Genomic DNA, 19,538 nt, shown 5'->3' on the forward strand with positions numbered 1-19,538 from the left:
GCCGGCCGCCGGGGGGGGCGTCCTGCCCCCCCCCTCCCAGCCGCCAGCCGTTTTGGAGGGCAGCGGCCTCTCCCCCCGCTCCTGCGTATTGGGAAAAGCGGTGCAGGGCCTTTTCTCTCTGCTGCTGGCGCTGCTGCTCTCGTCCTATGTGCTGTCCTGACGACAAATCCCCCCTGCTGCCGCCAAAAAGCGACAACAGAGGGGATTTTTTGCCGTTTATAATCCGTTTTGGAATTGCATTGGTTTCCGCAGCGTCTTCGCTCAGCGCTTGCCCTTGTCGTAGGGCACACCCTCAGCCTTGGGAGCCCGGGACTTCTTGGAGGTGAACGCCAACACGATCAGCGTGATGAGATAGGGCAGCATCCGGTAGAAATGGGGGCTGACACCGATCTCTGCCAGAAGATACACGCCGTCGCCGTTGATGTCGATGCTGGAATAGGAGGCCGCCACGCATTTGAACAGGCCGAACAGCAGCGAAGCTCCGGCGATGTTCAGCGGTTTCCAGTTGCCGAAGATCATCACAGCCAGCGCCAGGAATCCGAAGCCCGCCACATCGCCGTTGGCGGTGCAGTTGGCGGTGGTCAGGGCATAGACAAAGCCGCCCATGCCCGCCAGGGCGCCGGAGATGGTGGTACCGGCGTAGCGCATCTTGTAGACATTGATGCCCAGGGAGTCCGCCGCCTGGGGATTTTCACCGCAGGAGCGCAGGCGCAGGCCGAACTTCGTCTTGTAGAGGATGATGGACAGGACGATAAAGAGCAGAATGCAGACGTATGTTGCGAGGTATACCTTGTGCAGGAAGGTGGTCCCGAAGAATCCCAATTCTGCGGAGCGGTCAAACCCCAGGGTGGTCTTCTTGATCATGAACCAGCTGGCGGCGTCACCCTCGGCCATCTGCAGGATGTTCTGGTTTGCCAGGATGCGGATGAGAAACAGCACCAGGGCGGGGGCCATCAGGTTCAGCGCTGTGCCGCCGATGGTCTGGTCTGCCTTCAGATTCACGGATGCGAAGCTCAGCAGCAGGGAAAACAATGCGCCCATCAGCGCTGCCACCAGCATGGCCAGCAGCTCAAAGCCCTGCAGCGTCACCCAGTCCCCCGCCTCCTTGGCGGCGGCGAAGGTCCCGGCCTCCTGCATATAGCGGACAAAATACACGCCCACAAACGCACCGAAGATCATAATGCCTTCCAGCGCCAGGTTGATGATGCCGCTGCGCTCGGCAAACACGCCGGCCAGTGCCACGATCATCAGAGGAATGGCATAGATCAGGGTCTGCTGTACCAGAAACGTCATGCCTCCTCGCCTCCTTTCTTATCCCCGCCGTCCGAGGGACCCGGTTCCGGATTCGGCTTTGTCTCCGCCGCAGCAGGAACCGCCCGGCGCTTTTTCCGGCCGCCGAGCAACATGCGGATCACCAGGGAGAAGGCGCTGAGGTAGACGATAGTGGCAATGATCACATCGGTGATATACTCGTTGTACGCCGTCAGATTCGTCAGCTGCAGGCCGGAAATGTCCAGAATGGACATAAAGCAGCCGGTGAAGATCACGGCGATGGGATTGTTCACCGCCAGCAGCGCCACAGGAATACCGTTGAAGCCGGTGGCGGGAAGAGACTGGTATGTGGACCAGAAAAACTCCGTGTTGCCGGAGAGATAGTAGAGGGCTGCCGCCGCGCCGGCAAGTCCGCCGGCAATGGCCATGGACAGCACAATATTCCGCCGGTCGGCAATGCCGGCGTACCGGGCCGCATGCCGGTTGGCACCACAGGCCTTGAGTTCATAGCCCAAAGTCGTCTTGGACATGAGCAGATGCACCAAAACAGCGATGATGACGGCGATCACGATGCCGCCGTTGACCTGGGAGCCGGGAAAGAGCTTGTCCAGTCCCAGTTTGAAGGTCTCCACACCGTTATAGGAGGTTTTGTAAACATAGCCGGTTTTGCCGAACTCGGCTGTATTGCAGAGCGAACTGCCGTCAAAGAACCAGGTCACCAGATTCGCTGCGATCCAGTTGGTCATGATGCAGGCCAGCACCTCATTGATGTTGAGATATGCTTTGAACAGGCCGGGAATGGTGCCCCACAGCGCGCCGGCCAGAATCCCGCCCAAAAAGGCCAGAATCCAGATCACCGCCGTGGGGACAGATTCCGAGGGGATCGTCAGTGCCACATACAGCGTGGCCGCCGTGCTCATCAGGTACTGTCCCGGCGCACCGATGTTGAAAAGGCCCGTCTTGAACGCCACCGCCACCGAGAGCCCCGTCAAGATCAGGGGCGTGGCCCGGAAGAGCATGCGTGGCCGGGAAGAGCATATTGCCGATGTTGGTGGGGTTAAACCCGAAGGTCAGTGCACCCGACGCACCACGCCCGGTGGAAAACAGCCCGCCAAACACCAGGCGGATGCCGTCCCATGCGCTGGAGATCCCCAGAGAGGGATTCCCTGCACCCACCAGCAGGATGATTACGCTGCCGACGATCAGTCCGATGGCAATGGAGATCAGCGAGGAGAGGACAGCCTTGGTGCCGTCCTTTGCATACAGGGTGGAAATCTTTTCTTTCATGCCGATTCTCCCTCCTTCGCCGTCCGCTTTGCACCGGCCATATAGAGGCCCAGCTCCTGCACCGTGGTGGTCTTGGGGTCCAGCTCGCCTACGATCTCGCCCTCATACATCACAAGAATCCGGTCGGCCAAGCTCATGACCTCATCCAATTCCAGGCTCACCAGCAGCACGGCCTTTCCCTTGTCCCGCTCGGCTACCAGCTGCTTGTGGATATACTCGATGGCGCCCACGTCCAGGCCTCGGGTAGGCTGCACCGCCACGATCAGCGGCAGCTCCCGGTCGATCTCCCGGGCGATGATGGCCTTTTGCTGGTTGCCGCCGGACATGCTGCGGGCGATGGTAATGGGGCCCTGTCCGCTGCGGACATCGTACTGGTCGATCAGCTTGCGGGCATAGGCGCGGACTGCGCCGTCCTTGATAAAGCCCAGGTGCTGGAACTGGGGCTCCCGGTAGCGCTGAAGCACCATATTCTGCTCCAGAGTGAAGTCCAGGATCAGTCCGTGCTTGTGCCGGTCCTCGGGAATGTGGCTGAGATAGCGGTTGCGCTGGCGGATGGAGGCGTGGGAGATATCCTGCCCGCAGAGCGTCACGGTGCCGCTCTTGGTCCTCTCCAATCCTGTGAGGCCATAGATCAGCTCTGTCTGGCCGTTTCCGTCAATACCGGCCACGCACACGATCTCCCCGGCACGGACGTCAAAGCTGACACCGTTCACGGCGTTGCGCCTGTGGCGGGAGCGGGAGGGCACCGTCAACCCCTCCACATGGAGCACCGACTCCTTGGGCTGAGCCGGGGTCTTGACCACCTCCAGCTGCACCGGGCGCCCCACCATCATGTTGGAAAGGGCCTGCTTATCCGTGTCCTTGGTCTCCACCGTACCGATATATTTCCCCTTGCGCAGGACGGTGACCCGGTCCGCCACGGCCATGATCTCATTGAGCTTGTGGGAGATGAAGAGAATGGACTTGCCCTCTTTGGCAAACTCCCGCATGGTCGCCATCAGCTCTTCGATCTCCTGGGGGGTCAGGACAGCGGTGGGTTCGTCGAAAATCAGAATCTCGTTGTCCCGGTAGAGCATCTTGAGGATCTCCACCCGCTGCTGCATGCCGACGGTGATGTCCTCCACCTTGGCATCCAAATCCACCTTCATCCCGTAACGTTCGGAGAGGTCCTGCACCTTTTTCCGGGCGGCCTTTCTCTGCAAAAAGCCCAGCTTTGTGGTCTCCGCGCCCAGAATGATATTGTCCAGCACAGTGAATACATCGATCAGCTGGAAATGCTGATGGACCATCCCGATCCCCAGCGCCGTCGCATCATTGGGGCTGTTGATCTTGACCTCTTTCCCGTTCTTCTTGATGATACCCGACTCCGGCTGGTATAAGCCGAACAGCACGCTCATGAGCGTGGATTTTCCTGCGCCGTTCTCGCCCAGCAGGGCGTGAATCTCACCTCTGCGCAGCTGCAGCGTGATGTCGTCGTTGGCGATGATTCCGGGAAACTCCTTGGTGATATGAAGCATCTCGATGACATTGTCAGCGCCCATGATTCTCAGCCCCATTTCCTTTATAAACTTTTTATAATTATATAATGTCGGGCCTCAAAACACAAGCGTTTGTCCTTTGCCGCCCGGCCCACGCAAAAAACGGAGGGGAGGCACCATAAGGTGCCTCCCCTCCGAGTTTCATAGATCCGAAAATGGCTCAGATGATGTTCAGGGTCAGGTTGGAATAGTCCTGCTGGAGATTGTCGTAGTTGGCATCGACCTGGTTCTCGCCGGTCTTGATGGACTCCAGCTCCGCCTGGTATTCCTCCACCGTGTAGGTCTCCAGTCTCCAGGAGCCCTCATCGGTGGGCAGGCCAACCGCGTCATCCGCAGCGCCCAGCGTGGTGGTCAGGCCGCCGATCTCATCCCAGGTGTTGTCGTAGACCTTGCCGATGGCATACTGAGCGGCCTCACCGATGCCCTTCATGGCAGAGGTGATCACGGTGTCGGAATCGCCGGACTGGTCGGTATCCACGCCCACAACATAGCCGTCGTTGGCGGAAGCCGCCGCGGCCACAGACTGGAACATGGAACCGCCGCAGGCGAAGATCACCTCGGTGCCGTTCTCATACCAGCCATTGCACATGGTCTGCAGCTCGGGGGATGCAGAGTAGTTGGAGCCATACTGCCAGCTGTAGTTCATCTCCACCTGCGTGCCCAGCTCAGCGGCAGCCGCATTGGCGCCCTGAACGAAGCCGTAGCCGTAACGGCAGCAAGCAGGGTTGGTGCCGCCGCCACCGCCGGTGAAGCCCAGCTTGGTGAAGCCGTCCTTCACGACAGCATAGCCGGCCAGATAGCCACACTGCTCTTCCTGGAAGGCAATGCCGGCCACGTTGGCCAGAGGGGTATCGCTGCCGTCAGCGTTGAGGGCATAACCGTCGATAAAGACGAACTTGGTATCGGGATAATCCGTGGCGGCCCGACGCAGAGCGGTCTCCTGCAGATAACCGGCGCACACAACCACCTTGGCGCCGGCCTCAGCGGCGGCAGCCATGGCGTCATAGCGGTCATTGTCGGTGGCCTCGCTGCCGTTGGCAGGCTGATAGTACTTATAGCTCAGGCCGTTGTTGTATGCGTACAGCTTCACGCCGTCCCAGGTACCTTCGTTGAAAGACTTGTCTTTGAGCTGACCAACGTCGGTCACGAACGCCACTTCATAGGTGCCGTCCTCGGAGGTCATATTGTCCTCAATGTCGTCGGCAGTCACCTCCTGGGTGGTCTGGTCCGCCGTGGTGTCATCCTGCGCACCGTCGGACTTGGTATCGCTGCTGCCGCAGGCTACCAGAGACAGGGACATGACCAATGCCAGAGCCAGTGCAAGAAACTTCTTCATTGGTATCATAACCTTTCCTCAAAATTCGACCCTCTCCCCCTCTTCCTTTAGGGGAAATTGTCAGCGACATTATAACAACTCATAACCTTGATTTCAACCAGATTTGAGAATTGTTTTCCTTTTCGTCACAATTTGAGGCAAAACACCGCTCCACATGCGGTCCGCAGGCAAAAAAAGGGGGGCTTTCGCCCCCCTGCCCGGCACAGCCGGGCGCGTATGTTGATTACGCCTTCTTTGCCATCTCCACCGCGGTCTCCAGCGCGATCTCCATCATCTGCGTGAAGGAGGTCTGGCGGTCGGCAGCAGGCAGTGCCTCACCGGTGACCATGCTGTCGGAAATCGTGCAGATGGTCAGGGCCCGCTTGCCGGCCTCAGCGGCGTTGTAGTAGAGGGCCGCGGTCTCCATCTCTGCCGCCAGGACGCCCATGGCGCCCCATTCCAGCGTGCGGCCGGACTTGTCGTAAAACACGTCGGAGCTGAGGAGGTTGCCCACCGGGGGCTCCACGCCCATGCGCCGAGCCACCGCCACAGCGGTCTCCAGCAGCTGGAAATCCGCGATGGGGGCGAAAAAGCCGGGCAGGTTGAACTGGTGGCCATAGTTGGAATCCGTGCAGACAGCCTGCGCCATCACCACGTCCCGCAGCTTCAGCTTGGGGGTCAGGGCACCGGCGCTGCCGATCCGGATGATGTTGTCCACATCGTAAAAATGGTACAGCTCATGAGAATAAATGCCGATGGAAGGCATTCCCATGCCGGAGGCCATCACGGATACCGGCGTTCCGTGGTAGGTTCCGGTATAGCCGTTGACACCCCGGACATTGTTGACCAGCTGGGCATTTTCCAGGAAAGTCTCGGCAATAAACTTCGCCCGCAGCGGATCGCCGGGCATCAGTACGGTTTTTGCGAAAGCGCCATTCTTTGCTTCATTGTGCGGTGTTCCCATGATTCAGTCCTCCATCATTTTTACAGCTTTTACAATACGGCTGGTGCCCAGTCGGGAGGCGCCCAGCGCGATAAAGTCCTCTGCGTCTTTCAAATCGGCGATGCCGCCCGCCGCCTTGATCTTCACCTGCGGACCGACATGCTTGGCAAAAAGCGCCACGTCCTCCCGAGTGGCACCGCCGGTGCCAAAGCCCGTAGAGGTCTTGATGTACTCTGCCCCGGAAGCGGTGACGATCTCGCACATCTTGATCTTTTCCGCATCGGTGAGATAGCAGCACTCGATAATGACCTTCAAAAGGCGGCCCTTGCAGGCCTCCTTCACGGCCCGGATCTCCGCCAGCAGTGCATCCCATTTCTGGTCCTTCACCCAGCCCAGATTGATGACCATGTCCACCTCAGACGCGCCGTTGTCCACAGCGTCGGCCGCCATAAAGCACTTGGCGGCGGTGGTGTCATACCCATTTGGGAACCCGATGACCGTGCAGATCGGCAGCTTGCCCGCCACATACTCCGCCGCCTGCTTGACATAGCTTGCAGGGATGCAGACGCTGGCGCAGCCGTATTTGATGCCGTCGTCGCACAGTGCGCGGATCTCCTCCCAGGTGGCCGTCTGGCTCAAAAGCGTGTGGTCACACCTTCCGAGGATCTCTTTCAGTTCCATCTTGGAAACCTCCTTCAAGTATTGGAATCGCCCGTCAGAGCGTCATAGGCCCATTTCCCGTATTTTTCCCGGCGCGTCACCCGTCCGCGGACCTCCAGATAATCCAGGTGCGCCAGCGCCTCTCCCACCGCAAAGAACTTCTGTGTCAGCGGGAAGTCCTCCCAGCTGCGGCAGCGGATGCTCCAAGCCATGTGACCGGCAATCTCGTAGGCCGTCATGCCCGGCTGCCGCCGGATCGTCTCCCAGGCGTTTTCGATGCGGCGGGCCAGGTGGGACCCCACGTACACCTTCCGCCGGCCGTAAGCGCTGTCTTTACCCCCGTGGGAGATCTCCGGTCTCACTCCGGTGGGCGGGAAGCAGCTCCGCCACCTCCAGCCCCTTTACCCGGTCCAGGCTTTGGAGATAATCCCCCAGAGAATCCGCCACGCCGTCCCATCGGCAGATATTGGGCGTGATATGGAAAAGCACATGGTCTCCGGAAAACAGGCGCCGTGCCTTTTCCTCATAAAGGCACAGATGCCCCGGGGTATGCCCCGGCGTCAAAATGCAGCGGAGGTGATGCTCCCCGTATACCAGCGTATCCCCATCCTCCAGAAAGGTATATCCGTCCCAGGGCGGCGGTGCCGCCACCTTGGCGGGATTGGTATCCCAGAGGCGTTCCATCTCCTCTTCGGAAAAACCGTCCCGCACATAGTCCGCAGACAGATGCCGCCACCGGGCGTCCTGATCCGGCGCCGTCAGCCGGGTGCCGTCGATCCGGCCGATATAGATCCGGCACCCCGGCCGGATCAGTTCCGGTGCAAGTCCAGTGTGGTCACTGTGCAGGTGGGTCAGAAAAATATCCATCCGATCCCGGTCTACACCGATCTCACAAAGCTGCCGCTCCATGGCCTCCCGGCAGGGCTCCTGCCGGAACCCCGTGTCGATCAAAAGGCTCCTCGCTCCCACCAGCAGGTAACTGTTGAGCGTTTTCAGCGGATTCCCCACCAGAGGGATCTCCAACCGCCAAAGGTCTTTTTGAATCTGCTCTGCCATGCCCGCTCCTTCATCCCACTGTTTTTTTCAGTATACCAGCTTTCCGCGCGCCTGTCCAGCAGCCCCTTGCCAAGAGCGCAGACGGGTGTTAAAATAGCATCACTTTTCGAATTTGGAGGCAAACCCAACATGAAAAAACGTCTGTTTGCACTGCTGTGCACACTGATTCTGCTGGTGGGTGCAATTCCCTCTGCCGGTGCGCTGGCAGGTGAAGCCAACCGCTCAGCGGACATTTTAAATACGCTGGGCCTGGTCAACGGAACCGCCGACGCAGGATACAATCTGACCGCGCCGGCCACCCGGGCCCAGGCGGCCGTGCTGCTGGTACGTCTGGCCGGAGCTGAGGACGCCGCCGCGGCGGACCCCTGGTTCGCCGGTTACCGGGATGTCCCCGCATGGTGCAAAGACGCGGTGGACTACGCCACTCATCAGGGCTGGCTCACCGGAGTCACGGCTCTGGACTTCCAGCCCAACAGCACCATTACCGCCAACGCCTGGTGCACCTGCCTGCTGCGGATGCTGGGCTATCGTGACAAGGACGGCGACTTCACCCCGTCTGACGCCGCACTGTTTGCACAGCGGATCGGCCTGATTTCCGTCGCTTACAGCGGACCGCTGACCCGTGGCGACCTGTTTGAGATGGCCCGGGATGCCCTGACCTTCTCTTACAAGGACGGCAGTGCCACCGTGATCGAACACCTGGTGGACAGCGGCTGCGTTTCCCGGTCCACCGCCAGCGCTCTGGGGTTGCTGGCCCCGGAGCTGACCGCCCGGCAGATGGCTGACCAGCACATGGCGGCGGTCTTCCGTCTGGATCTCTATGACAAGCAGGAAGAGATCGACGCCGGTACCCCCTCCGCCAATGCCAGCGGATTCTTCATCATGGCCGACGGCACGGCGGTCACCAATTACCATACCATCGACGGTGCGATCTACGCCACGGCCACACTTTCCACCGGTGAGGTGTATCCTGTGGAAAAAGTCCTCTACTACGATGCGAATATCGACATCGCCGTTTTGCAGATCTCTCCCACCTCCACCATCGGCAAAACCACGTCCGCCTTTGCCTATCTGGAACTGGCCGGAACCCATGACATCCGCGCCGGCGACACGGTATACGCACTGGGCAATCCTCTGGGCCTGGGCCTGGCAGTCAGCTCCGGCATCATCAGTGCCACGGCCCGGGATGTGGAGCGATATGCCCTGCCCTGCGTGATGAACACCGCGGACATCTCCGAGGGCAGCAGCGGCGGCGCTCTGCTGAACATCTACGGCCAGGTGATCGCCGTCACTTCCGGTGCGTACATCTATGGCAACAACATGTATCTGGCGGTTCCCGTAGACCCGGTCCTGACGGCGGATCTCTCCGGCGAGGGATTGACGCTCAAACAGGTAGCCGCAATCCAGAATTCCAAGGCAGCCGCCTCCGGCAAAGCACAGTAACACATCAAAAAGGACGTCCCGCATTTGTGGGACGTCCTTTTTTTGCATCAATGGCTCAAAATAAACTGCTCCAGCTCTTCCGCCGTGGAGACCACTGCCACCGCGCCGGCCTCCTTCAGCTCGCCGGGAGCCGCATAGCCGAAAAATTCCACGCCCACGCAGTCGATCCCGCAGGCTTTGGCACCCAGCACGTCGAACTTCCGGTCTCCCACCATCAGGATCTGGGACTTGTCACCGTCGTTCAGGCCCAGACGGCGCATGGTCTCCCGGATGACATCCGCCTTCTCCCAGTCACCCACCGGCGGGCTGCCCACGATAGTCCGCATAGAACCGCTGAATCCAAATTTCTCGCAGATAGGACGGCACATCTCCTCCGGTTTGGAAGAGGACAGCGCCAGTACATACCCCCGCTCCTGCAGCCGCCGGAGCAGCTCTGCCATCCCCGGAGCAGCAGCGTTTTCAAATTTGCCAATGGGGGCATACCGCTCGCGGAACAATTTCACGGCCCGAATGGCCTTCTCCTGGGAGTACCCGCAAAAGCTCATAAAGGAATCCTGCAGCGGCGGGCCGATAAACTTGATCAGCTCCGTCTCCGGCGGTACCGGGTCCCCCAGCTTTTCAAACGCGTACCGCAGGCAGTTGAGAATTCCCTCTTTGGAATCCGTCAGCGTCCCATCCAGATCGAAAAAAATATACTGATACATAAATTGCCTCTCCTTCATAATCGCGGAGAAATTTTATCATCTTCTCATTTGTTGCGCAAGAGTGACGTCTGTATTTTTTTCGTTCCGCTGTGTCTTGTCCCCACGCTTTGTTCCAGGGGCTCTTTTCCAAACACTATGCTGTCAGGAGATTGTGCCCCCCGCAAAAGGCGAATAGGCTTCAAGATATCAACCCAGGCAGGTTCAAACACGGAGGTACATTACTGGTGCAGTTTTGATGCGTTGCACATGGGAAAGTCAAAAAAGTGTGAAGAGAAGAAAAGTCGCACACTTCGGCGGCACAAACGCAAAAAAAGAGGGAACCGGTTTCCCGATTCCCTCTCGAAAAGTGCTTGTTTATCCGGTTATGGATTAGCCGAAGTAACGCTTCAGCAGGCCCTCGAAAGCCTTACCGTGACGGGCCTCGTCGCGAGCCATCTCGTGGACAGTGTCGTGGATGGCGTCCAGGTTGTACTGCTTCGCCAGCTTGGCCAGCTCGAACTTGCCCAGGGTAGCGCCGTTCTCAGCCTCAACCCGCATCTCCAGGTTCTTCTTGGTGGAGTCGGTCACCACATCGCCCAGCAGCTCAGCGAACTTGGCAGCATGCTCGGCCTCTTCCAGAGCGGCCCGACGCCAATACTCGCCGATCTCGGGATAGCCCTCACGATAAGCAACACGGGCCATGGCCAGGTACATGCCGACCTCGGTGCACTCACCGGTGAAGTTGGCGTTCAGGCCATCGATGATCTCCTTCTGGACCTCGGCGGGAACGTTATCGCCAAAGGACTTGCCCACACCCACAACGTGCTCGGCAGCCCAGCTCATCTCGCCCTTCTGCTCGGTGAACTTGGAGCCGGGAACACCGCACTGGGGGCACTTCTCAGGGGGATTCTCGCCCTCATAAACATAACCGCAAACAGAACAAACCCACTTTTTCATATTTGGTTCCTCCTCATTTTATAACTAATTTTTAATCGTAAACTCTTATCTCCCCTTGGGATGGTCTGAGTATAACAGAATATTCTAATATTGAACAGTTGCTTATGCAACTGTTCAAAAACTTTTCACAAACTTCATACTTTTGCTTCCCGCTCAAAGATCAGGTCTATGCAGCTGATACCGCCGTGGCTGGTAAATTGCATGGGAACGAAGCCCGCATAGCGCCAGTCCTGGGCGGCCCATTCGTCGATGATCTTCCTGTGCTCACTCCCTCCTGAGAAAAAACCGCCTCCGGTTTCCAGGGGCACATATTTGTATTCGTACATCCGGCATCCTCCTTTCAAAAAACGGCGGGACCGTGGGGTCCCGCCGTTTTGGCGCAATGTGTAATGAAACTTACTGCTCCTCCGCCAGGGCCTTTGCCTCAGCGATGGCCTTCTCCTGGGCTGCCGGCGGGCAGTCCTCGTAACGGACGAAGTGGAAGGTGAAGCTGCCACGGCTCTGGGTCATGGACCGCAGATCAATGGCGTAAGTGCCCATCTCAGCCATGGGGACCTCGGCAGAGATCACCTGGCTGCCGTCGTTGGTGGGGTCCATACCCATGACACGGCCCCGGCGCTTATTGAGATCGCCGATGACATCACCCATGTAGTTGTCGGGCACGGTGACCTTCAGTTCACCCACAGGCTCCAGCAAAACGGGATTGGCCTCCGGCAGCGCGGCCTTGTAGGCCAGCTGGGCGGCCGTCTTGAAGGCGATTTCGGAGGAGTCCACCGGATGGTAAGAGCCATCATACAGCACAGCCTTCAGGTTCACCACCGGATATCCCGCCAGAGGACCGTGGACGCAGGCCTCCCGCAGGCCCTTTTCCACCGCCGGGAAGAAGTTCTTGGGCACGGCGCCGCCGAACACCTCTTCTTCAAAGACCATCTCCTCCGAGTCGGGATTGGGCTCGAAGCGAATCCACACGTCGCCGAACTGGCCGCTGCCGCCGGTCTGCTTCTTGTGGCGGCCCTGCTTCTGCACGGTCTTGCGGATCTTCTCACGATAGGGAACACGGACGGGCTTGAGCTCCGCCTCCACGTTGAAGCGGCTCTTGAGCTTGGACACCAGCACATCCACCTGCATATCGCCAGCGCAGGAGAGCACCATCTGATGGGTCTCGGCGTTGTTGGTGACGGTAAAGGAGGGGTCCTCCTCATTCATCCGGCTCAGGCCCTGGGCGATCTTGTCCTCCTGGCCCCGGGTCTTGGGCACGATGGCCACAGAGTAGCAGGGCTCGGCGAAGGGGATATTCTTCAGGGCCACGACCTTACGGGCGTCGCACAGCGTATCACCGGTCTTGACCTTTTCCATCTTGGCAATGGCGCCGATGTCGCCGCAGCCCAGCTCCTTGACCTCGGTGGCCTTCTTGCCGCGCATCACATACAGACGGCCCAGCTTTTCCGTGGCGCCGGTGCGGGCATTGACCATGGACATGTCCGGCGTGATGGCACCGGAGAGCACCTTCACGAAGGAGTACTTGCCGTACTGGTCAGAGATGGTCTTGAAAACAAAGGCCGTGGGAACACCGCCGGGAGAGACTACGAACTCCTCGGTCTCGCCGTTGGGAAGGGTTGCCTTGTGATAGTTGCCCTCCATGGGGTTAGGCAGCAGATCCACGATGTTGTCCATGAGCATCAAAGAACCCATGCAGCTGACGGCGGAGCCGCACAGCACAGGGAACAGGCTCAGCTCCCGCACGCCCTGGCGCAGGCCCTGAATCATCTCAGCGTAGGTGAAATCCTCACCGGAGAAGAACTTGTCCATAAAGGCCTCGGAGGTCTCCGCCACGGACTCTTTCAGGGCGTCGTTGAACTCGGTAATGACGGATTCCTTGTCCTCAGGCACCTCGATCTCCACCCGCTTGAGATCCTGCATCTCGAAGGCGCGCTTGTTGAGCACGTCGATGATGCCGGTGACTTTCTTATTCTCATCCCAGATGGGCACCACGATGGGGGCGATCTTCTTGCCGAAGCGCTCCCGCAGGGCCTCGAAGGTGGCGTTGTAGTCGCTGTTGTCCTCGTCGGTCTTGGAGATGTACACAAAGCGGGGCATGTTTCGCTCTTCGCAGTACTTCCACGCCTTTTCCAGCCCCACGGAGATGCCGTCCTTGGCGGAGCAGACAATCACGGCGGCATCAGCGGCCCGCAGGGCCTCCATCACCTCACCGGAAAAGTCAAACGCGCCCGGCGTATCCAGCACATTGATGCGGCAGCCCTTGTACTCCAGGGGCGCCACAGCGGTGGAGATGGAGATCTGACGCTTCGTCTCCTCAGGATCATAATCACAGACGGTATTTCCATCGGCGCCGCGGCCCATCCGGTCAATAGCGCCGGTCATATACAGAAGACTCTCTGCCAGAGCGGTCTTACCGCTGCCACTGTGGCCCAGCAGACAGACGTTACGGATGTTTTGTACTGAATAGCTCATGTTGATCCACTCCTTATGATGTGCTGGTGTCCCGGCCATCCGGCCGAAAAAACCTGAAGCCCGGCATGCGCCGAATGCTTCAATGTATAAATTATACAACGATTACCTGGGCAATACAACAAATTTTTTGGCAACATGGCAATTTTGGGCAGGAGAGCGAAAATTGAGCACGAAATTTTGGCAACCCCCCAAAAAGGGACCTCCGGCAGCACCACCCGGCATCCGGTTTTTCCTTCCAAAAACCGTCCTCTGTTTAGGGAGCCGTCCTCCGCCATACAGACGCAAAAGGACCCCGCTCCCGGAGAACATGTGATTTCTCCGAAAGACGGGGTCCCTTTTTCAATGGGAACCGCAGGCCGGGAACAAACGTCAATACCGGCCCGTCCAGTCGCCCATCAGCAGTACCGGCGCGGTCCACAGCAGCAAAAACACCAGCAGTGCCAGCGGACTGATGAGGTCATACGCGCCGGAAAACACCAGGTAAAACGAGAGCAGCAGTCCTGCCGCGCTGCTGAAAAAGGACAACACCGAGGCACGGCGCACGGCCCGGCACAGTCTGCGGCTGCCCACCACCGTGGAGGCATAGGGCAAGAGGCCCTCCCTCAGCAGCAGAGCCCGGGGCATTCCCCGGTCCTGCTCTGCTTCACTCAGAGCCACCCGGGTCGTCAGATCCGGGTACTCCACCTTCACACCCTTGTGGAACTTGCGCTTCAAAAGAGCCGGAGTGATGTTGGGGTCCCGGGCAGCCAGGATGGGCGTGATGCGGCTGCGCTTCATCATCCGCAGGGCATAGTCCACATTTTCCGAGGCGTTGTATTTGACGGCAAAGGCCGCCGTCAGCTGGTGATCCACCGCCAGGAACAGCCCCGTTTTCAGGTGGATGTTCCCCGGCATCCGCACCTCCATCTTGCGCATGAAGGAGGCGGTTCCCAGCAGCACCGTCTCGCCGTGGATATTGACGGAATACCCACCCTCCTCGTAAAAGCTGAAGTCGTCTGCCTCCTCGTACCGGCCGCACTCACTGCGCAGCAGCCCGTCGAACAGCCGGTGCAGTCCGCTGCCGGCACAGCGGGCCAGCGTGGCCGCATAAGAAGCGGCCTTGGGCAATTCCTCTCCAAAGACCTTCACGCCGTTGAGCTGCATTGTCCCTGGCGGGAAGAGGTCTGCATCGGTGAGGATCATGGCACGGCGGCGGCTGATCCGCTCCGCGCCGGACCATCCCGCCACGGCACAGCCAGCCTTTTGCAGATGCCGCGCCAGCCGGGACCAGGGAATTCCCCAGCACAGCGGCAGCGCAAAGGTGGCGCCGGCGCTGAGGATGGCGGACCAGTTGAGCAGGAAATCCCCGCCCCGGCCCCGGCCCAGAGAGCTGAGGCCCGCAAACACCACGGAGGCCACCAGCACCACCGGCAGCAGCACGGACTGCCACACCCGCACCATATCCGGCCGCTGCGCGGTGGTGTAAAAGCCGGGAATGGTCCCTTTCTGCTTGCAGGCTCCCCGCTCCGTCTCCGTGACAAGATAGGGCGGATCGTCATCCAGAGAGACCGTCCGGAACATCTCCCAGTCTCCGCGGCTAGAGCGGCTGCCGCCCCACATGGCAAAAGTCAGCGCCCAGCAGCTGACGGCGGCATAGGGCGTCACGGCAGTGCGGGATGGCAGCAGCAGCGCCGCCACGCAGTCTCCCATTGCCGCCAGAGCCGCCAGGGAGGCCAGCAGTTCACAGGAGCACCGTTTCTCCGACAGCAGCACGCACCCACGGGCAAACACCCGGCGGCACAGCAGCGCCACTGCCGCCAGGCACAGCAGCAAAAAGATGCTCTGCAGCCGCAGATCGCCGGTCCAGAGCGGCAGCGTCCACCCATAGGCCTCCGCCGCCAGCGGCGCCGTGGCCACCAGGGAGATCAGTCCCGACGCCAAAACCGGGCTCCGCCAGCGGCGGTATTCCGCCCGGCACTCCGCTGCGGCCTCGTCAAAGGGTTCCTCCGGCCCGATGGTCTCCTCTTCCGGCTTATCCTCCGGCTCCGGCACGGTTTCCGGCCGCTGATAGAGCTCCTCCGTCTCCTCCAGCTTCTTTCGGGAAAACAGGCCTCTGCGCGGCCGCAGCAGCGGCCCCGCTGCCTGTTCTTCCATCACCTCGTCCACCGTATGGCTCACCACCTCCTCCATGGAGATGGGGTGGGGTGCCCGGGGCAGGTCCTCCCGGTCCACCGTAGGGGGCGGGGCGGACGTTTCCGGGGCGTTTTCGGCACAGCTTTCCCGTTTTTGCTCCGGCTCCTCCGCCGTATCCTGCTCCGAAGGGACCTGCGCGGGCTGGGAAGGTTCCCCAGCCGGTGCGGATTCTCCCAGCTCCTGAGCCACCTGCCGCTCCACATCCTCCAGGATCTTCCGTTCCCGGCCGCCGCCGTATTCGGCCAGGATCTCTTCCAGGGAGAAAGTCTCCTCCGCCGGCGGAACACCGGTACGGTCCTCATTCAGCGTGTCATATAAACTTTTCTCTTCCTTGGACGCCATCTGCCCCTGCCCTCGCGTATTGTTCTCTTTGTGTCTGTACTGTCTTTCAAACGCCGGTTGACCGCTGCCGCACCGCCTCGTAGAGCAGAATGGCCGCTGCCGCGGAGGCGTTGAGAGAGTTGAGCTTGCCCCGCATGGGGATGCTCACCAGAAAGTCGCAGTTTTCCGCCGCCAGACGGGTCATGCCGTCACCCTCACTGCCGATGACGATGGCCGCGGGCCCCTTGAGGTCCGCGTCATAAAGTCCTGTAGTGCCGTCCGCCGCCGTACCGAACACCCACACGCCCTGCTTTTTCAGGTCCTTGAGCAGTGCCGGGATATTGGGCACCCGTGCCACCGGCATATGGGCCACTGCCCCCGCGGAGGTCTTAGCCACCACGGCGGTAAGACCGGCGCTGCGGCGCTTGGGAATCACCACGCCGTGGGCCCCGGCGCACTCGGCGGTGCGGATGATGGCCCCCAGATTGTGGGGGTCGGAGATCTCGTCGCAGATTACCAGCAGGGGATTTTCCCCCTTGTCGGCTGCCGCCTGGAGGATGCTCTCCACACTGACGTACTCCCGCACGGCGGCCAGGGCGATGACGCCCTGATGGGCGTGGGTGCGGCTCATTCCGTCCAGCTTGCGCTTGTCTGCCTCCACCACCACGATGCCCGCCGCCCGGGCCTTGGAGGCGATGTGCCCCAGGGTTTTGTCCGTCTCCCCCTTCTGGAGATAGATCTTGTCGATGGTTTCACCGGCCCGCAGGGCCTCGATCACCGCGTTGCGTCCTTCGATGACGCCGTCCGCCTCAGCCGTCAGGCCTGCTTTTTTCTGCTCGTCCATATGCACTCCCGTAATTTTAAAAGTTTGTCGTATTCATGGGGTAGTATATCATAGATACCGGGCACAATAAAGTGGAATTCACAGAAATTTCATTAAAAATCACCCCCTCGTTCTTGTAGACACCCCACATCTGTGATATACTTGCAAAGAATCTGAATTCTCAGGCCCTCTGCGTTTTCGGGCCTTTTTCCCCGAAAGGAGTTCCAGAATGAGTCAAAACGGCAACAACAAAAACAAGCCCGGAAAGAACAGCAGCAACCTGCGCGGCATCATCTCCCTGGTGTGCTGGGCGCTGCTGCTGACCATCATCATCAGCTGGGCCAGCAATACCATGACCAGCGCCGGACACCAGGGTTCCTCCGTGGAACTGGGGTACAGCGACTTCGTGGAGATGCTGGACGAGGGGCAGGTGGAAAGCGTCACCTTCTCCAACACGGAAAACATTTTCTACATCGTCCCCAAGGATGGCTACGTCTACACCAATGAAGACGGCGTGGCCTATACCCGGACGAAGGACGGCTACACTTACACCGGTAAGGACGGCAAGTCCCACACCACGGACCTGACCCTCTTTACCGTGCAGCTGGAAAGCGACGACGCTGTGATCGCTCAGCTGAAAGAAGCCGGCGTCAAGTCCTATGACGAGCCCTACCAGGCCCCCGTCAGTCCCCTGCTGAGCATTCTGGTGAGCTACGTGCTGCCCTTTGTTCTCATCATGCTCACTTTCTCTCTGGTGATGCGCTGGATGGCCAAGAAGGGCGGCATGGGCGGTATGGGCGGCATCGGCGGCGTAGGCAAGGCCAACGCCAAGGTGTATATGGAAAAGTCCACCGGCGTCACCTTCCGGGATGTGGCCGGCCAGGACGAGGCCAAGGAGTCCCTGACCGAGATCATCGACTTCCTCCACAATCCCCAGAAATACACCGAGATCGGCGCCAAGCTCCCCAAGGGCGCACTGCTGGTAGGCCCTCCGGGCACCGGTAAGACGCTGCTGGCCAAGGCCGTGGCCGGGGAGGCCAACGTGCCGTTCTTCTCCATCTCCGGCTCCGACTTTGTGGAGATGTTTGTGGGCGTGGGCGCATCCCGTGTCCGTGACCTCTTCAAGGAGGCCAGCAAAGTGGCCCCCTGCATCGTCTTTATCGACGAGATCGACACCATCGGCAAATCCCGGGACAACCGCCTGGGCGGCAACGACGAACGGGAGCAGACCCTCAACCAGCTGCTGGCAGAGATGGATGGTTTCGACCCCACCAAGGGTATCATCCTGCTGGCCGCCACCAACCGGCCCGAGGTGCTCGACCAGGCGCTGCTGCGCCCCGGCCGGTTTGACCGGCGCATCACCATCGACCGGCCCAACCTGGCGGGCCGGATCGCCACGCTGGAGGTCCACACCCGCAACATTCGTCTGGCGGAGGATGTGAACCTCAAAAAGGTGGCTCTGGCCACCGCCGGATGCGTGGGCGCCGACCTTGCAAACCTGGTCAACGAGGCGGCTCTCCGAGCCGTGCGCAAAGGCCGCAAGCTGGTGACCCAGGAGGATCTGCTGGCCGCCTTCGAGCTGGTCATCGCCGGCACGGAGAAAAAGGGCAGCGTCCTCACCGAGTTTGAAAAGAAGCTGGTCGCCTACCACGAGGTGGGGCACGCCATGGTGGCTTACAAACAGAAAAACACTGAGCCGGTCCAGAAGATCACAATCGTCCCCCACACCCAGGGCTCTCTGGGCTATACCCTGCTGATGCCCGAAGAGGATAAGACGGAACTGCGCACCAAGGACGAGCTGATGGCCAAGATCACCGTCTCCATGGGCGGTCGGGCCGCCGAGGAAGTGGTGATGAACACCATGACCAACGGCGCCTCCCAGGACATTCAGGACGCCACCAACGTGGCCCGGAACATGGTGGCCATGTTCGGCATGAGCGACGAATTCGGTATGATGGCCCTGGCCTCCCGCCGCAACCAGTATCTGGACGGCGGTTACGGCATGGACTGCGCCCAGGACACCGCCGCCCGGATGGACCAGGCCGTGAAGGAACTGCTGGACAAGTGCTACAAAGCCGCTGTGGAAGTCATCCGGGAGAACCGGGACGACATGGACAAGGTGGTTGCCTACCTGCTGGAGAAGGAGACCATCACCGGTGCGGAGATGGTTGCCATCATCGAGGGCCGGGACCCCTCCACCGTGGAGGACGCCTATGCCTCTACCCGCACGCAGGACGACGGATTCCGCCCCTCCACCCCGGACGTCATCGAGCCGGCGGCCAAGAAAGTCCACATGATCTCCCAGAAGATCGAGGCCCCTGCTCAGCAGGAGGACGCCACGGCTGCGGAGGACCCTGCGTCCACCGCTTCGGACACTCCGGCCAAGGATGCGCCTGGTGCCCAGGACGGCAGCCCTGAAAACACCGCGCAGGACGGGGACTCCGCCCCGGAGTCGCAGCCCAAGGACCCGCAGTAAATCTCTCTGTTTTTATAAGAGACGCGCTTTCCGGCGCGTCTCTTTTTTTGCTCGGCAGCAGGGCGGGTGTACCGCATCCGGACGGACAGAGGGAACGCCCACCGGCAGGCCCCTGCTCCC

General features: G+C 60.2%; 16 protein-coding genes. 2 read left to right on the forward strand and 14 right to left on the reverse strand.

The genetic code is table 11. The annotated features are described in order from the left end of the window. Positions 1-261: 261 nt before the first annotated feature. The 8 genes from QZL67_RS04030 to QZL67_RS04065 form a co-directional block, all read right to left on the reverse strand. A complete protein-coding gene (locus QZL67_RS04030; protein ID WP_022289481.1) occupies positions 262-1,293 on the reverse strand; it encodes an ABC transporter permease in 1,032 nt (343 codons plus the stop codon). After that, entirely contained in the window at positions 1,290-2,291 is a 1,002-nt protein-coding gene (locus QZL67_RS04035; RefSeq protein ID WP_022289482.1) for an ABC transporter permease, read from the reverse strand. Before QZL67_RS04035 ends, QZL67_RS04030 begins: the two co-directional genes overlap by 4 nt. Positions 2,292-2,555: 264 nt before the next feature. Further along, a complete protein-coding gene (locus tag QZL67_RS04040; RefSeq protein ID WP_022289483.1) occupies positions 2,556-4,100 on the reverse strand; it encodes an ABC transporter ATP-binding protein in 1,545 nt (514 codons plus the stop codon). Between the two features lie 157 nt (positions 4,101-4,257). Next, positions 4,258-5,433 (reverse strand): BMP family protein, encoded by a 1,176-nt coding sequence (locus QZL67_RS04045; RefSeq protein WP_292919831.1) that lies wholly within the window; start codon positions 5,431-5,433, stop codon positions 4,258-4,260. A 223-nt stretch (positions 5,434-5,656) separates the two neighbouring features. Further along, positions 5,657-6,376: a purine-nucleoside phosphorylase gene (deoD, locus tag QZL67_RS04050; protein WP_022289485.1), complete on the reverse strand. Its 720-nt coding sequence runs from the start codon at positions 6,374-6,376 to the stop codon at positions 5,657-5,659. A gap of 3 nt (positions 6,377-6,379) precedes the next feature. Further along, positions 6,380-7,036 carry a deoxyribose-phosphate aldolase gene (gene deoC, locus QZL67_RS04055; RefSeq protein ID WP_022289486.1) on the reverse strand — a complete coding sequence of 219 codons (657 nt, stop codon included), beginning with the start codon at positions 7,034-7,036 and terminating at the stop codon, positions 6,380-6,382. A 14-nt stretch (positions 7,037-7,050) separates the two neighbouring features. Then, on the reverse strand, positions 7,051-7,317 hold the full coding sequence (locus tag QZL67_RS04060) for a hypothetical protein (protein ID WP_022289487.1): 267 nt from the start codon (positions 7,315-7,317) through the stop codon (positions 7,051-7,053). Between the two features lie 31 nt (positions 7,318-7,348). Beyond that, complete coding sequence (locus tag QZL67_RS04065) at positions 7,349-8,071, reverse strand: MBL fold metallo-hydrolase (RefSeq protein WP_022289488.1); 723 nt, start codon at positions 8,069-8,071, stop codon at positions 7,349-7,351. Between the two features lie 129 nt (positions 8,072-8,200). Between QZL67_RS04065 and QZL67_RS04070 the strand changes: the two genes are divergently transcribed. Further along, entirely contained in the window at positions 8,201-9,514 is a 1,314-nt protein-coding gene (locus tag QZL67_RS04070) for a S1C family serine protease (RefSeq protein ID WP_022289489.1), read from the forward strand. A 47-nt stretch (positions 9,515-9,561) separates the two neighbouring features. Here the strand turns inward: QZL67_RS04070 and QZL67_RS04075 are convergent, their stop codons facing one another. From QZL67_RS04075 to rlmB, 6 genes are all read right to left on the reverse strand, one after another. Continuing rightward, positions 9,562-10,218, reverse strand: a complete 657-nt coding sequence (locus QZL67_RS04075) for an HAD hydrolase-like protein (RefSeq protein WP_022289490.1) — start codon at positions 10,216-10,218, stop codon at positions 9,562-9,564. Between the two features lie 369 nt (positions 10,219-10,587). After that, the gene (locus QZL67_RS04080; protein ID WP_022289491.1) at positions 10,588-11,154 is read right to left on the reverse strand and encodes an NADH peroxidase; all 567 of its coding nucleotides are present in this window, start codon (positions 11,152-11,154) and stop codon (positions 10,588-10,590) included. Positions 11,155-11,288: 134 nt separating this feature from the next. Next, complete coding sequence (locus QZL67_RS04085; RefSeq protein ID WP_022289492.1) at positions 11,289-11,480, reverse strand: DUF4177 domain-containing protein; 192 nt, start codon at positions 11,478-11,480, stop codon at positions 11,289-11,291. A 70-nt stretch (positions 11,481-11,550) separates the two neighbouring features. Next, positions 11,551-13,626 (reverse strand): elongation factor G, encoded by a 2,076-nt coding sequence (locus tag QZL67_RS04090; RefSeq protein ID WP_022289493.1) that lies wholly within the window; start codon positions 13,624-13,626, stop codon positions 11,551-11,553. Positions 13,627-13,995: 369 nt separating this feature from the next. Next, positions 13,996-16,140 carry a hypothetical protein gene (locus QZL67_RS04095; RefSeq protein WP_022289494.1) on the reverse strand — a complete coding sequence of 715 codons (2,145 nt, stop codon included), beginning with the start codon at positions 16,138-16,140 and terminating at the stop codon, positions 13,996-13,998. Between the two features lie 46 nt (positions 16,141-16,186). Continuing rightward, a complete protein-coding gene (gene rlmB / locus QZL67_RS04100) occupies positions 16,187-16,963 on the reverse strand; it encodes a 23S rRNA (guanosine(2251)-2'-O)-methyltransferase RlmB (RefSeq protein WP_022289495.1) in 777 nt (258 codons plus the stop codon). 208 nt (positions 16,964-17,171) lie between these two features. On the opposite strand from rlmB, the gene ftsH reads away from it, so the two are divergent. Further along, positions 17,172-19,418 carry an ATP-dependent zinc metalloprotease FtsH gene (ftsH, locus tag QZL67_RS04105; protein WP_022289496.1) on the forward strand — a complete coding sequence of 749 codons (2,247 nt, stop codon included), beginning with the start codon at positions 17,172-17,174 and terminating at the stop codon, positions 19,416-19,418. Positions 19,419-19,538 lie beyond the last annotated feature (120 nt).

Origin of the sequence: Oscillibacter sp. CAG:155 (assembly GCA_000436875.1) — a bacterium.
In the GTDB taxonomy this organism is placed as follows: domain Bacteria; phylum Bacillota; class Clostridia; order Oscillospirales; family Oscillospiraceae; genus Oscillibacter.